We start from the raw sequence: 16,259 nt of genomic DNA on the forward strand, positions 1-16,259 counted from the left end.
AGGGGTTAGATTTATTTAGTGCATTTTGGTAATGAACATCCGTAGGCCCTCATAGCCAAAGCATCAAATGATGGGGCATTTGTCTTTTTCAATAACATTTCTATTGCCTGTTGAGCATAATTAGTTTCTGCATCCGTACAATATCTCGTTTTGTTATAATTTCCCCTAAAATAAAGTTTTTGCGAGCTATCAATAAGTGCGGCTTGTGGTGTCGAGAAAACCCCGCAATTTTTAGCTATTGATTGGTCAAAGTAAACCGGAATTTTGGCACTAAATTTTCGCTGAATTTCTTCTATTGTGACGCTTTTTTCATTGTTTATGACTACAATTTTAAAATTGACGCGATCACCATATTTTCTTATCAATTCACTCACATGAGGAATATTAAAACGAGAACAAGGACATTCAGGGTTAAAAAAATGAATAAATACGGGTTTTTGATCTATTGTACAGCATTTTAAATCAATCTTGCTTCCCATTGCAACAGGATGATAATCCTTAGGAATTGGTGTTGGCAAACTGTACTGAAATTCATTGTTCCAAAACAATACCGTAATAGCTGCAAGAAGTAAAGAGAACCATAAGCCAAGGAGTAATTTTTTCATCATAAACAAATAGATTTTGATTTAAAAACATAAACACTTGTTAATTTTAAAATTTGACACAACAAAAAATCAAACTATAAAATAAATTAAAAAACTTACATTTATCTGTAACATCACAGAAAAACGGCATAATACGAACTAAAATGCTGTTATTTTGTTTAACCTTATCAAGTTTACAAATAAAATAGATAAAGCACAAAATATTTGAGTTAAAATACGGTCTAAAAAAAACAAAGTAGGTTTTTTCTTAGTTTAAAAACACGTATTTTTACGTTTTTTATAACCAAAAACCTACTTTAAAATTTTCGTTTTTACAGAATTTTACTAGCCTTGCACCATTTTCAGCAAAATCAAGTTTTTTTTCTTTCTAGATTAAACCATTGTAAAGAAAAACAGTCTAAATATATTGGCAATGCAAAAACTTGTACATACAAATGTTAAATAAAGGCTAAGCTCTTTCGTTTTCGTATCAAAAAGTTAAATTTGTTAGCTACAAAAACAAAAACCCAAAAAAACATATCACTTTAATTTTATGAAAGTAAAAAACCTAATTTATGCCTTGATAATTATTGTTTTAGGTGGATTTATTACCTACAGAGTAATATCCAACAAAAGCAAAAATGATGAATCAAAAAAATCTGGCGACAAAGACAAACCAACAACTGTTACTGGAATTGTTGTAAAAACAGCCACTTTTGATAATAATTTATCATTATCAGGGTCAATTGAAGCTAATGAGCAAATAGAAATCAGAAGCGAAGTTTCTGGAATCGTTGAAGGAATTTATTTCAACGAAGGAAGTTACGTAAGCAAAGGTCAAGTACTTTTTAAAGTGAATGATATTGAATTAAGAGCACAATTGCGTCAAGCGCAAACTAGAGAAGGTTTGGCAGCTGAAAATGAAAGAAGAGCTAAATTATTGCTTCAAAAAGAAGCTATTAGCCAAGAAGAGTTTGATGTAGCAAACGCCGATTATGCTTCTGCAAAAGCACAAACACAATTAATAAAAGCACAAATTTCAAAAACCTCTGTAAAAGCACCTTTTTCAGGAAAAATTGGTCTGCGTTCTATTTCCCCAGGAACTTACATCACTCCTACTATTTTAGTTGCTAAATTAGTCAATATGGGCAAAGTGAAAATTACTTTCTCAATTCCTGAAAAATACGCTACACAGGTTAACAACGGTTCAAATATTGATTTTACAGTTTCTGGATCGGACAAAACTTATAAAGCGAAAATTTATGCAATAGAACCTGAAGTTGCCGTGGCAACAAGAACTTTACAAATCAGAGCTATTGCTGACAATACTGACGGAAAACTTTTCCCTGGGACTTTTGCAGATGTAAAACTGCCACTAAACATTATTAAAGATGCAATTGTAGTTCCATCTGAAGCGATTGTTCCTGTTCAAAGCGGAAAAAAAGTATATATCTCTGATATGGGCAAAGCCAAAGAAGTTATGGTTGAAGCAACAACTCGTACTGATGCTTCTATTTTAATTTTATCTGGATTAAAAGCTGGTGACACACTTGTTACAAGCGGTGTTATGTCGCTTAAAAATGAGGCTCCAATAAAAGTTAAAATAAAATAGTTTTAAAGTCAAAAGTCTTAAAGTCTAAAGCTAAAAGGCTTGAAAACTGGTTTAAAGATAGCAGTTGGATTTAACAATAAATCTGGAAATCTGAAATCTAAAATCAACAATCTAAAATCATAATATGAGTTTATCAACCACAAGTATAAGAAGACCCGTTTTAACGATTGTACTGAATCTTTTGATTATTTTATTCGGTTTCATTGGTTATACATTTTTGGGTGTTCGAGAATTCCCTTCAATTGACCCGGCGCAGGTTTCTATTAGAACCAATTATACCGGAGCCAATTCAGACATTATTGAATCGCAAATTACAGAACCGCTTGAAAAAGCAGTAAATGCTATCGACGGAATTAGAAATATTACTTCTTCGAGTAATCAAGGAAGCAGTAATATTACCATCGAGTTTAATCTTGATAAAGATTTAGAAGAAGCTGCAAATGATGTTCGTGATAAAGTTTCACAAGCGATCAGAAGTTTGCCTCAAGATATTGATGCACCGCCAGTGGTATCAAAAGCCGATGCAGATAGTGATGCCATTATTTCGATGACAGTACAAAGTGATACCAGAAATTCACTTGAATTGAGTGATTATGCCGAAAACGTAATTTCACAACGTCTAGAAACCATTCCTGGGGTAAGTGGCGTGCAAATTTGGGGACAAAAACGTTACGCAATGCGTTTATGGATCGATCCTGCAAAACTTGCGGCTTATGGATGTACAGTTGCAGAAGTTCGTAGTGCTTTGAATGCACAAAACGTTGAGCTTCCATCAGGAAAATTAACAGGTAACAATACAGAGCTTACGGTAAAAACTATCGGAAACTTATCAAAACCGGAAGAATTCAACAACATTATCATCCGCACGGACGGAGATAAAATTGTTCGTTTCAGTGATATTGGAGGTGCTGAACTTGGTCCAGAAAATATTGAAACCAAATTGAGCCAATCTGGTTTGCCAATGATTGGTTTGGCAATCGTACCAATGCCTGGAGCCAATTATTTAGATATTTCAGCTGAATTTTATAAAAAATATGAAGCTTTAAAAAAGGATCTTCCTAAAGATATCAAACTGAATATTGCTCTTGACAATACTGTTTTCGTAAAAAAATCAGTACTGGAAGTTGCTGAAACTTTAGGAATCTCTATTATTCTGGTAATCATCATTATTTATTTATTCTTTAGAGACTGGGCAATTGCTTTCAGGCCTTTAATTGATATTCCAGTTTCCTTGATTGCTACGTTTTTTATTATGTGGCTTTTTGGATTCTCAATTAACGTATTGACTTTATTAGCAATCGTATTAGCAACAGGTTTAGTTGTAGATGATGGTATTGTAGTTACCGAAAATATCTTCAAAAAAGTGGAAGAAGGAATGTCACCAATTGAAGCGGCAATCAAAGGTTCAAATGAAATTTTTTATGCCGTAATTTCAATTTCTGTTACACTTGCAGCGGTATTCTTGCCGGTAATTTTCTTAGAAGGCTTCGTTGGCCGACTTTTTAGGGAATTTGGTGTTGTAATTGGTGCTGCGGTATTGATTTCTGCTTTTGTATCGTTAACGCTTACGCCAATGTTGAATGCTTATTTAATGAAAGGCGGCGAACAGAAAAAATCAAAATTCTATATTAAAACAGAACCATTTTTTGAGAAAATGAACAGCAGTTATGCTGAATCACTTTCAAAATTTATGGATAAAAAATGGATCAGTTTCCCAATTCTTATTGCATGTTTTGGATTGATTTATTTGTTCTTTACAATTCTTCCAAAAGAAACTGCTCCGCTTGATGACAGAAGCTCTGTGACCATGCGTATGACAACTCCTGAAGGTTCATCTTATGAATACACAGATCGTTTTATGCAAGAAATCTCAAGATTGGTAGATGATTCAATTCCGGAGAAAAAAGTGAGTTTGGTGATTACGGCGCCAGGTTTTGGAGCTTCGGCAACAAATACTGGTTTTATCCGACTTTCATTGAAAGAACCAGACGAAAGAAAAGTATCTCAAAAAGAGATTGCTGATAAATTGACAAAATGGACTAAAAAATATCCTGAAGCAAAAACTGCTGTTATCCAACAGCCAACAATTGCGGTAAACAGACGTGGAGGTTTGCCAATTCAGTATATTATTCAAGCGCCAAACTTTGAAAAACTTAGAGAAAAAATTCCATTGTTTATGGAAGAAGTCGGAAAAAGCGATGTTTTCTCGACAACAGATGTGAACTTGAAATTCAACAAACCAGAAATCAACGTAAGCATCAATCGTGAAAAAGCTGAGAGTTTGGGAATTTCGATTTTAGATATTGCACAAACGTTGCAACTTTCTTTAAGTGGACAACGTTTTGGTTATTTCATCAAAAACGGAAAACAATATCAGGTAATTGGTCAATTTGATCAAAAAGATCGTTCAAAACCATTGGATTTGACTTCAATGTTTGTTAAAAACAACAAAGGGGAATTAATTCAAATGGACAACGTTGTAAATGTTGAAGAACAAAGTAATCCGCCACAACTTTACCATAACAACCGTTATATGTCGGCTACAGTTTCTGCAGGTTTAGCACCAGGAAAAAGTATGGGCGACGGAATTGACGAAATGAACCGAATCAAAGCGAAAGTTTTAGATGAAACGTTTACAACTGATTTAAGTGGAGAATCGAGAGATTTCGTTGAAAGTAGCTCGAATACTTCATTCGCTTTCGGTTTGGCTTTGCTTTTGATTTTCTTGATTTTAGCAGCTCAATTTGAAAGTTTCATTGATCCGTTCATTATTATCTTAACAGTACCAATGGCAGTTGCGGGAGCGTTATTCTCATTATGGTTATTCAATCAGACATGGAATATATTTAGCCAAATTGGAACCGTAATGCTTATTGGATTAGTAACGAAAAACGGTATTTTGATTGTCGAATTTGCCAATCAGCTCCGAGAACAAGGCAAACCAAAATTGGAAGCCATTTTAGAAGCTTCAGAAGCACGTCTTCGTCCAATTTTAATGACCAGTTTAGCCATTGCATTAGGTGCATTGCCAATCGCAATGTCACTTGGAGCAGCTTCGACAAGTAGAATCGGGATGGGAGTTGTAATTGTTGGAGGAACTATTTTCTCTCTTGCTTTGACACTTTTTGTAATTCCAGCCATTTATTTAATGTGGTCTAAAGCTAGAAAGCATTATCCAGAGTTCGATCATATTGACGAATACGAAAAAGAAAGTATAAAATAGTAGCCAAAAAAAATCATGAGTTTTGCTCCTTGCAAGACTCATGATTTTCTGGTAAAAGAAAATAAATATGAACATCAAAAATTTATACAGCACTTTATTAATTCTCTTTTTGTGCATTGCTAAAACAAGCGCACAAGGAGTTTTGACTATTGAAGATGCTACAAAAATCGCTTTAGAAAACAATTTCGAAATTAGAATTGCCAAGAACAATTCAAAAATAAGCGAAACCAACGTTACAATTGGAAATGCTGGAATGTTGCCGACAGCAACGGCTTCTGTAACAGACAACAACAGCGTTACCAATTCATCTCAAACACGTCAAGACGGAACTACAACTTCTTTGAACAATGCAAAAAACAACAGTTTAACTTATGGAGTTGGACTTAACTGGACTGTTTTTGACGGAATGAAAATGTTTGCACGATTAGATCAATTAAAAGAACTTCAAAATTTGGGAGATTCTGAATTGAGAAGAACCGTTTTAATCAAAATTGTTCAAGTAAACTCAGCTTATTATGATTTAGTGCAGCAACAGCACCAATTGGCAGCTTTAGATACTACAATCGTAATTTCGAAGCAAAGATTGACATTGGCACAAAATCGTTTCAGCATTGGAAAAGCTTCAAAATTGGAAGTTTTAAATGCTCAAGTTGATTTAAATTCAGATCAAGTGGCTTTGTTAAGACAGAAAGAAACTTATGCAAATGCTAAAATTTTACTGAACCAATATTTGGCACGTGACCCAAAAATTGATTTTACAGTAACAGATTTGGTGACGGTTGACAACAATATGAATTATGCCCAATTATCAGATTTAGCGCATAAGCAAAACCCAGCTGTAGAAGCTCAAATCATCAACAAAAGAATTGCCGAATTGCAACTTAAGCAGGTAAAAGCAGATCGTTATCCTGTGGTAAATTTAACTACTGGTTACAATTTTTCTGAGAATCAATCCAGTTTAGGTTTTACAAGTGCCTCTTCTTCTAAAGGTTTGAATTATGGTTTTAATGCAAGACTAAATCTATTTGATGGTTTGAATCAGCATCGAAATGAAAAAGTAGCTAAAATTGAAATCGAAAACACGCAAATTGCTATTGAACAGCAAAATATGATTTTGGACACACAATTAAGTACTGCTTTTCAAACGTATCTAACCAACCTAGAATTAATTGATTTAGAAGAAGATAATGTTACAATTGCTAAGCAAAATTTAGATATTACTTTAGATAAATTCAGAATCGGAACTATTACGACACTTGATTTTAGAACAGCGCAATTAAACTATGTAAATGCAAAAGTGCGTTACAGCAACGCTCAATATCAAGCAAAATTATCTGAAATTGCTTTAAGGGAATTAGCAGGAAATATTAATTTTTAAAGTAAATTTGATTAAAAATTTACTTTTTAAATGAAATCATACAACACTAAGGAGTGGTTTACTTTTATATTTCGCTTCGTAAAATCTGATACTTCACTGCAATTAGTACCAGTAATGATTGTTATTGGCATTTATTCGGCAATTGTTGGTTACGTCGAAATTATTTATTTCGGGATTGATGAAAATCATTATTTGACCAACATTCCGATTATGCATGGAATTTTAGGTTTTGTGATTTCTCTTTTGCTAGTCTTTAGAACCAATACAGCTTATGACCGCTGGTGGGAAGCCCGAAAACTTTGGGGCGCTCTCGTAAACAACAGTCGTAACTTTGCTATAAAACTTTCGGCCATTTTAAAAGATGAAAATGACCGAAAGTTTTTTAGAAAATTTATACCTGCTTACGCCTCTATTTTACACAAACATCTAAACAATTCAGAAACTGCACAGCAACTTTTTGATGATGTAGAATTAGAGCTTGATCTTCATAAACACAAGCCGAATCAGGTGAAACAAATGATGTATCATAAAATAAGTGCGCTATATGATTCAAAAAAAATAACAGGAGATCATCTTATTATTTTAAATGCCGAGTTAGTCGCATTTACAGATATTTGTGGTGCCTGCGAACGAATCAAAAACACTCCTATACCCTATTCTTATAGTGCTTTTATCAAAAAATTCATCTTTATTTATATTATGACTTTGCCTTTTGGCTATTCGTTAAGTTTGGGATATTATACCGCTCCTGTTGTAGTTTTCGTTTTTTATGTTTTAGCAAGTTTAGAGTTAATTGCGGAAGAAATTGAAGATCCTTTTGGTGATGATGAAAACGATCTCCCAATAAAAAAAATATCTGAAAACATAAAACGACACGTTGAGGAACTGATTTGATAGGCATTACCATAAATCCGCACTTAAATCCCTACAAAAAATCCGTTTAACTATTAAAGCATTTCATTGAACGACAATTCTTTGAAATGTTAAAAAATTGCCATAAACTTTGTATTAGCAATTTAAACCGCCTCTTTTTGAGTTGCATCTAATTTTTTCTTATTACTAATTTAAATTTTGTTATTATGAAAAAAATTATTTTACTCATGGTTTTTGCTTTTCTAATTTTCAATTGCACTACTGAACCAGTAAGCGATGACATGCAAACCAAAACCAAACAAGAGGATAGTTCTTCGCTTACTGCAAAAGGAACTTATTCTGAATGTGATCCTGTTTCAATTAACATTATGGCCGGGCAATTTACCAACTCCGGAACAATCTTAGTTGAAAATGATGCCACAAATCTTTATGTGACATACAAAGCACTGCCAAATTGGTATTTTAGTGAAATGCATTTATATGTTGGCCCTTACGCCAATGTACCTATGACAAATGGAAATCCAATTCCGGGACAGTTTCCGTACAAAAAAACCTTTAATCCTTTAGTTCAAACGTATACTTTTACAATTCCACTTTCATCAATAGTTTTAGACTCGAATAAATGCTTATACATCGCAGCTCATTCCATTATGAAAAACATTGTAAACGGAACAACAGTACGAACTGAGACTGGATGGGCAGGCGATATTAAATTCCCAGGCAAAAACTGGGCAACGTATTTTAATTATTGCTTGCGTACTTGTAATCAACCACCACCACCTGTAACTACTTGCGACACCGCTTATATGTTTGGAAACAACACATTTATCGATTTGGGTATTTCTGATAAATGGGGATGGGTTCAAGAATTTAATCCAGTTCAAAATGGAACTTATACAGCCAATTTATATGCAGGCGCAGGACAAAACGATATTACAAAAGGATATTTGGCAGGAACAGTTACCATTGTCGTACTAGACGGAAACGTTACCGTTACAATTAACGCAACACATCCGGGAACTGTTTTAACAGAGACACATGTCTATATCTCAAATTACCCGCCGACTACTGCAGCACCAGGGCAATATGGCAATGGACACGATTTAAACAACACCACAACTGACAGTTACCAATTACATCATAATGGAGATGGAAGCATGTGGATAATTGTACATGCTGGCGTATGTACCACTGAATAATTTAAACTTAAAAAAGAGAGAATTAATTCTCTCTTTTTTTTGTCAATTTTATAAATCCCAGCTCCTGAATTATTTTTAATTTTGAAATAATTCCTGATTAAAAAACAAAAAAATGTTTCCAACTCAGCCGAGCAATCCTTATATTTACACCCTCATACAAGAATAACAAAGCTAACATGAAAATATCTTACAACTGGTTAAAACAATTTATTAAAACTGACTGGACTTCAGAACAAACTTCAGAATTACTTACTGATTTAGGTTTAGAAGTAGAAGTTGTAGAAAAATACCAATCTATAAAAGGTGGTTTGGAAGGTGTTGTTGTAGGACACGTACTAACGTGCGAAAAACATCCTGATGCAGATCGATTAAAAGTAACGACCGTAAATATTGGTCAAGAAGCGCCTGTACAAATTGTTTGTGGTGCTTCAAATGTTGCGGCAGGACAAAAAGTACCTGTTGCTACTATTGGAACCGTTTTATATGATAAAGAAGGCGCTGAATTCACTATAAAAAAAGGAAAAATTCGCGGACAAGAAAGCCACGGAATGATTTGTGCCGAAGACGAACTAGGATTAGGAACAGGTCATGACGGAATTATGGTTTTGGATGAAGCACTAGTTCCTGGTACTCCAGCTGCTGAAGTTTTCAAAATTACCAATGACGAAGTTTTTGAAATTGGATTAACTCCAAACCGAGCTGATGCCATGAGCCACTTTGGTACGGCTCGTGATTTAAGAGCAGGGATGTTGCAACGTGGTGTAAACGTAGAATTGATTACACCATCTGTAAGCAATTTTAGAGTTGACATGCGTACACTAAAAATTGATGTTAATGTTGAGGATTCACATTTAGCACCAAGATACTGTGGAGTAACAATTTCTGGAATTACGGTTCAAGAATCTCCAAGCTGGCTTCAAGATCGCTTAAAAGCTATTGGATTGACTCCAAAAAATAATATTGTTGACGTTACTAATTATGTTTTACATGAATTAGGACAACCACTTCATGCTTTTGACGCTGCAAAGATCAATGGAAAAGTCATTGTAAAAACATTGCCTGAAGGAACAAAATTTGTGACTCTTGACGATGTTGAAAGAACATTGCACAAGGAAGATTTGATGATTTGTGATGAAAAGGGACCTTTATGCATTGCAGGTGTTTTTGGCGGAAAAAAATCAGGTGTTACAGACGGAACAACGACAATCTTTTTAGAAAGTGCTTATTTTGATGCTGTAAGCATTCGTAAAACAGCAAAAAGACACCAATTAAATACTGATGCTTCTTTTAGATTTGAAAGAGGAATCGACCCTACAATTACAGAATATGCTTTAAAACGTGCAGCGCTTTTGATTCAGGAAGTTGCAGGTGGAAAAATAACTTCTGATGTTGTGGAAGTTTATCCTAAAAAAGTAGAAGATTTCTCTGTTTTATTGAATTTCAGCCATGTTTACAAAATCATTGGACAGGAAATTCCGAAAGATACAATCAAAAAAATATTAGTTTCTTTAGACATTAAGGTAAACAGTGTTTCTGATTCTGGTTTGGGATTAACAATTCCTGCTTACCGTGTTGATGTTCAACGTGAAATTGATGTTATTGAAGAAATCTTGCGTGTTTACGGTTACAACAACATTAATTTTTCTAAAAAATTCAATGCAACTGTTGCCAATTCTCCAAGAACAGAAGATTACAAAGTTCAAAATGTAATTGCCTCTCAATTGAATTCACAAGGTTTCCATGAAATGATGGCAAATTCATTGACAACGGCTGCATACGCAAAACTTTCGACCTCATTAAAAGAAGAACACAACGTAACGATGTTGAATCCTTTAAGCAATGATTTGTCGACAATGCGTCAATCATTATTGTTTTCTGGATTGGAAGCGATTTCATATAATATCAATAGAAAAAATTCGGATCTAAAATTATTCGAATTCGGGAAGTCATATCATAAATATTTGACTGGTTACGAAGAGCATAAACACTTGACTTTATTGATTTCTGGAAACAGAAACAAAGAAAGCTGGACAAATCCGCAAAAAACAACTGATTTCTTTTTATTGAAAGGATACGTAAAAGCAGTTTTGGCTCGTTTAGGAATTGACAAAATTTCGAATGCACCAGTTCAATCTGATATATTTTCAGAAGGAACAGCAATTTGCTACAACAACGATACTTTGGTAGAAATGGGAGTAGTTAAAAAATCGATATTAAAGCATTTCGGAATCAAACAAGATGTTTATTATGCTGATTTCAATTGGGATTTAATTTTGAAAATTATTACTGGAAAAATTAAATACACAGAAATCCCTAAATATCCAGAAGTACGTAGAGATTTAGCTTTATTGATTGACCAAAGTACAACGTACGAAAGTATTTTCAACTTGGCCAAACAAACTGAAAAATCACTTTTAAAAGATATCAACTTGTTTGATGTTTATGAAGGAAACAAACTTCCAGAAGGCAAAAAATCGTATGCATTGAGTTTTACCATTCAGGACAATACAAAAACGCTTACTGATGCTCAAATTGACAAAATCATGTCAAAACTACAGCAGACGTTTGAAACTGAACTTGGTGCAAGTTTAAGATAAAAGAATCTTTTATTTCTATATAAAAAACCCGACCTTAATAAGTCGGGTTTTCTGTTTTAAAAAGTAACTCTTGTAGAAAGTCTCCTTGCTCCTGTTGAGTTTGGATGAATTTCATCTCTCCAGTACTCTGAAGAATTTAAAAGACCTCTATAATCAATTATCCTGCTTTGGAAACGAAAACCATAGTAGCTAAAATGACTCTTAATTTGATACAATAGTGCATAAAACTTATCCAACAAACGAATAATGATGTAAGATCTCAAAATTTCATCAGCGATTCCTAAACGATCAAAAACTGGTTTTATCCATGGCCCTAAAGGCAAATCGACTCCAACTATAGAAGGTCTCACTCCTAGTTTGAACAACGGATAATCATAGGTATGCATGTAAAAAATGGTATTTGGCGTACAATAGGAATTTATGATACTTCCAAAACCCAAATAATTGTGCATGATTGTGCTGAAAATGGCACTTAAATTTGTCGAGTTAAAAAGTGTGGTATCAAAAGTATTGGTATTCAAGTATGCTTTATACAAAATACATTTTTGATATAATGCATCACCAGATAAAGTTCTTAGTTCATTTAACTTTGCCTGATCTGTAAAAAAGGCAGAATTAAAAGACGTAACTCCCGAATTCACAATTCTGCCAAGTTGTGGAAAAACATCATTTCCTCCACCGCTAAAATAGATTCTGTCAATTCTGTAACCGCTTACATATTGCACAAAATGAGTTCGATCAGCATACATTTGCGATGTTGTTTCTCCAAATTTCGCCAAATGCAAGCAATTCAAATTTAATCGCTGATTTCGGTCAGTAATTGTATCGTACAAATCCAAAACTCTCGGAACGGGATAATCAAGCCATGAATCGCCTTCAAAAATGACATTTAAAGTATTTGCATTTCCTGCATTTCTTCTAAAAATAAAAGAGTTGGTCAAAAATGGCTGATGCAGGGATTCATCTTCACCTTCTGCAATTGAACTCGAAACACTAGTTAGCTGTCTTAAAGCATTATGAGTAACATCATCTGGATGAATGTTTCCAGTAACCTGAATATTATTATTGGATTGAAAATTTAAAATAGAGATAATTGTACTATCTGTAGTACTATTTGCTATACCTCCATTTTGCTGCACTGGATATCCTAATGCTATTAAATAATTTTGAATTTGCAAAACATCATTTGCATTATTCACTGCATTTAATCCAACACTATTACTTAATTTACCTGGTGAGTTTAAAACAGGGGCTGCTGTTTGATTAGCAACAGCAGTATTCAAAACTATATTTTCCATAACTTTTTATATTAATTTATTTGGATTGATATAACCATGTCCCGCTCTAAAAACCTCCAAATTGTTTTCTTTAAATACAATTGGATCACAAGCTGAAAAAAGCTTTTTTCGTATTCCAATAATATCAAGATCCGGTTCTTTTTCCAAAATTCTCATTACTAAGGATGCAACATAAGGAGAAGCCATACTACTGCCACTTTTTGATGCCAGTTTATTGCTTGCTCTGTTTTCTCTGGTAGAAGACGAACATGAAGATTTTATTTTAAAACCAGGAGCAACAAGTTCCGGTTTCATGCGCCCATCTGCCGTGGGCCCAGAACTGCTAAAAGACAAAATAGGGCGTGCATCATCATTTTGATTATAAGCCCCAACTACGATGCTGTATTTAGAATTGCAAATCGAATTTGTGGTATGCGTTTTATTCGCGACAGCGGGTAAAAAAATAGATTGCCCTGCATCATCTCGTTCAATATAGCAGTGATAACGGCCGTTGACAACTTTTCTGCCTACAATTTCTACAGTCCAGAATTTAGAGTCCAACTTTCCATTAACCAATATATTAATTTGGTTTTTACCCGTATTCGGCTCCTTGCATCTATGAAGACAAATACCAACTTCATCATCATTTTTTACAATAAGTTCATCCTTAAAAGGCGTTGAAGAAAGAAGTACTTTTTGATCATCATCATAAATGTTGACGCTTAAAACATCATCTCCATGATACCAAATTTCCATTTCATTTGGCGTCCGGTCATTTTTTTTGAACATCCACGGAATTTTCACTTTTTGATTGGGCTTAATATCTCCGTAAGTATGTGCATTTGCCTGATGATAATTGCCTACGCTTTGTACAATTGCAGTTCCTTTTCGGGTTGTCACAAAATAATCGATAATTTGTTCCAACAAGCTCAACCCCATTTTAGAATCGCCTTGAGCACCTAAACTCATATTGATTGTCAGCGGTCTCGTGCCAGCCCAATGCCTGATAAAATGTAGCCCATCACAACCTAAAACAGTATTCCCTAAGCACAAATCGGATCCGTTGACTAAATTTTTCCCCATGTCAACGGCAATAATCTTAACATTTGGCGCAAAGCTTTTTTTTGCCACTGCTCCATTTCCGCAAGCAATTCCTAGTACATGCGTACCATGTGTGCCATTACCAAACAAATCAGACTTTCCAGGATGATATCCTATTTTTTTAAACGGAAACTCATCCTGTAGCGCTTCGTTAATTTGTGCTTCTGTTATGATTCTGCCATACCCATAGCGATTACCATCATAACGATCCGATTGTATCCAAATTTTTTCAAAACGCGTTTTTCCATTAGTGATAAAATCGGGATGTGTAAAATCAAATCCAAAATCAATTATGCCGAAAACAACATTAGAAACCGTCTCGTCTGGTACTTCATTTACTTTGTCTAAGATTTCGGTTTCAGGAGCTTTTTCAGTCAAATCACCAGCAGGAATGACACCTGCCGGTTTTAGACTTATTACTTTATTACTATTGTAAATCGATTTTAAATACCGCCGTTTTGTGCGCATGCTAACAATTGTTCCAAACTCTGAAATAATGGTACAATTAGCCGGATACTCTTTTTCCTTTTGCAAACGCATCAATAAGGACAATTCCTCATCTGGATTACCATACAATATAATTTTTAGTCTAGGATCCATATGCATTTGCTTTAAGGGTGTAAACGAATTTGACTCAATTTAAAATCAATATCATATAATTCTGAATTGAGATAATTGAAATACAACATCTCTTCCGCTAAAGAAGAGAAAACTACATCTAACTCGTTTCCCTTCAATACAAAATCATTAATTTCACTGATATATTGACTGTTTTTAAGATCAATTTTTTCAAGCCCTTTAATGAAATCCTGATCTTTCTGATCCAGTTTAGAAAAGTTCGCATCTTCCAAAATTTTCGTAAGCAGACTCACTGTTTTATCAATCGAAAACAACTTTTTAGGAATTAACTCTTTGAACAGCTGTTTCTTTTGTTCTTCAGCTTTTTTCGAAAATTTCAAATTGCTCGCAAACATACTCGGTCGCATCAAATTGATTTTATTCAAAATTTGACTTGTCATTTTTTCAATTTTATCCAAATTGACAGTTTCTGGGTTTCCATCTGCTGTTTTCATCTCAATTAGGATTTAGATTGTGATTTTGGACCAGAAATAACTTTGGCAGCAGTAGTTGCTTCAGACGTTTTAATGTTTTTTGATATTTCGTCCAGTCTTTTTCCGATTTGATCAATTGACTCCTTCAAGAGTTTTTTTTCATTTTCGAAAGAAGCCAGTCCAGAACTCAATTTTTCCAATTCTGCTTTAGTAACTATCTGAGATGATAAAGTTGTGATTTGTGTTACAAGCTCATTTTTCACTGTCGCTATTTCACTTCTTACCTCTTCCATAGTCAACGTTTGCGTTGATTGAGTCCCTCCCGAATTTGGTACACCTCCTGCTTGCGGAGTCGTTCCTGATGCAGGTAATCCTGGAGTTTGAGTAACTGGAGTTGCAGTCGTATGAGCACCTTTCAAACTTTCGCTTACTGATTTTGCCTTATTATCAATAAATAAATAACTTAAAACCGGATTGTCAAACATAATTCCAGTTGCCAGCCCGACCGTTTTTATTTCATGATCATCTGCAATATTGTATTGTTTCGCTTTGTTATCAGCCAAAACAAAACTAAACATCATATTAAAAAATGGATTCATCTTTTTAAATTTTAAAGGTTAATAAAAAGGGCAATTGTTGAGCAACTGCCCTATCTCCATTTATTTATTCATCATCATTACCATAGCAATTGGCAGTAAGTTGTTATTGCTGTTAGAATTGTTTTTATCTGTAGCCAATAACACCAATGGCAACATCATATTCATGTTGTCTGATTTACCAGAACCAGAATCTCCCATTGTAGTCATCATTGGCAATAATAACGACAGTGTCTGGTCAACATAAATTGGGTTTGTGCCTTCTTTTGCAGTAATTTTTGTATCAGTTCCTGAACCTGTAACTTGCAGATTTTCGGTAACTAATTTTGGTTGATTCAGTAATGATCCCATCATGCTCATCATTTGCATGTTTTTCAAAACCTTAGTCTGGTTTTCGCCTTTTCTGGCATCAATTTTTGCAAATTCTGTATGCTTTTGATCTAAAGCAACCAAAGCTTTATTTGTAGCCAATGAAGTTTTTTTCAATTCATTTACTTGATTTGAAATGGCATCCAATGATTTTTTCAATTCGCTTTTTGTCGCATAATCATTTGCTCTACCGCTCAAAGATTGGCCGAAATTAGATTTTTGCTTCACTGCTGAACTTACATTTGGTCTAATGCTACGAGTTGATGGTCTACGGCGTCTTGCAGCTTCATCAAAGCTTTCTCCGTAGCTCTCTAATAAATCTTCACTTAAAAGATCTTCTCCTAAAAGATCCTCATTTAATAAATCTTCGTCTAAATAACTTTCAAAATAATTCATAA

12 protein-coding genes are annotated in these 16,259 nt (G+C 34.2%); 6 read left to right on the forward strand and 6 right to left on the reverse strand.

Translation table 11 applies throughout. The annotated features are described in order from the left end of the window. Positions 1 to 11: 11 nt before the first annotated feature. Positions 12 to 608, reverse strand: a complete 597-nt coding sequence (locus AAYQ19_RS20175) for a DUF6436 domain-containing protein (protein WP_343538827.1) — start codon at positions 606 to 608, stop codon at positions 12 to 14. A gap of 529 nt (positions 609 to 1,137) precedes the next feature. Between AAYQ19_RS20175 and AAYQ19_RS20180 the strand changes: the two genes are divergently transcribed. From AAYQ19_RS20180 to pheT, 6 genes are all read left to right on the forward strand, one after another. After that, positions 1,138 to 2,196 (forward strand): efflux RND transporter periplasmic adaptor subunit, encoded by a 1,059-nt coding sequence (locus AAYQ19_RS20180; RefSeq protein ID WP_343538828.1) that lies wholly within the window; start codon positions 1,138 to 1,140, stop codon positions 2,194 to 2,196. A gap of 124 nt (positions 2,197 to 2,320) precedes the next feature. Continuing rightward, positions 2,321 to 5,419: an efflux RND transporter permease subunit gene (locus tag AAYQ19_RS20185; RefSeq protein ID WP_343538830.1), complete on the forward strand. Its 3,099-nt coding sequence runs from the start codon at positions 2,321 to 2,323 to the stop codon at positions 5,417 to 5,419. Positions 5,420 to 5,486: 67 nt separating this feature from the next. Next, entirely contained in the window at positions 5,487 to 6,797 is a 1,311-nt protein-coding gene (locus AAYQ19_RS20190; protein WP_343538832.1) for a TolC family protein, read from the forward strand. A 30-nt stretch (positions 6,798 to 6,827) separates the two neighbouring features. After that, positions 6,828 to 7,691, forward strand: a complete 864-nt coding sequence (locus AAYQ19_RS20195) for a bestrophin family protein (RefSeq protein WP_343538834.1) — start codon at positions 6,828 to 6,830, stop codon at positions 7,689 to 7,691. A gap of 185 nt (positions 7,692 to 7,876) precedes the next feature. Further along, a complete protein-coding gene (locus tag AAYQ19_RS20200; protein WP_343538835.1) occupies positions 7,877 to 8,869 on the forward strand; it encodes a hypothetical protein in 993 nt (330 codons plus the stop codon). 176 nt (positions 8,870 to 9,045) lie between these two features. After that, positions 9,046 to 11,466 carry a phenylalanine--tRNA ligase subunit beta gene (gene pheT, locus AAYQ19_RS20205; protein WP_343538836.1) on the forward strand — a complete coding sequence of 807 codons (2,421 nt, stop codon included), beginning with the start codon at positions 9,046 to 9,048 and terminating at the stop codon, positions 11,464 to 11,466. 56 nt (positions 11,467 to 11,522) lie between these two features. Here the strand turns inward: pheT and AAYQ19_RS20210 are convergent, their stop codons facing one another. The 5 genes from AAYQ19_RS20210 to AAYQ19_RS20230 are packed head-to-tail and all read right to left on the reverse strand — an operon-like array spanning position 11,523 to position 16,257. Next, entirely contained in the window at positions 11,523 to 12,764 is a 1,242-nt protein-coding gene (locus AAYQ19_RS20210) for a peptidoglycan-binding domain-containing protein (protein WP_343538838.1), read from the reverse strand. A 6-nt stretch (positions 12,765 to 12,770) separates the two neighbouring features. After that, positions 12,771 to 14,444 carry a S8 family serine peptidase gene (locus AAYQ19_RS20215; RefSeq protein ID WP_343538840.1) on the reverse strand — a complete coding sequence of 558 codons (1,674 nt, stop codon included), beginning with the start codon at positions 14,442 to 14,444 and terminating at the stop codon, positions 12,771 to 12,773. 11 nt (positions 14,445 to 14,455) lie between these two features. Then, positions 14,456 to 14,917: a hypothetical protein gene (locus tag AAYQ19_RS20220; RefSeq protein WP_343538842.1), complete on the reverse strand. Its 462-nt coding sequence runs from the start codon at positions 14,915 to 14,917 to the stop codon at positions 14,456 to 14,458. A gap of 5 nt (positions 14,918 to 14,922) precedes the next feature. Further along, the gene (locus AAYQ19_RS20225) at positions 14,923 to 15,495 is read right to left on the reverse strand and encodes a hypothetical protein (RefSeq protein WP_343538844.1); all 573 of its coding nucleotides are present in this window, start codon (positions 15,493 to 15,495) and stop codon (positions 14,923 to 14,925) included. Positions 15,496 to 15,555: 60 nt separating this feature from the next. Next, positions 15,556 to 16,257 carry a hypothetical protein gene (locus AAYQ19_RS20230; RefSeq protein WP_343538846.1) on the reverse strand — a complete coding sequence of 234 codons (702 nt, stop codon included), beginning with the start codon at positions 16,255 to 16,257 and terminating at the stop codon, positions 15,556 to 15,558. Positions 16,258 to 16,259: the final 2 nt, after the last annotated feature.

This window comes from Flavobacterium mesophilum, from assembly GCF_039581405.1.
Taxonomy (GTDB): Bacteria; Bacteroidota; Bacteroidia; order Flavobacteriales; family Flavobacteriaceae; genus Flavobacterium.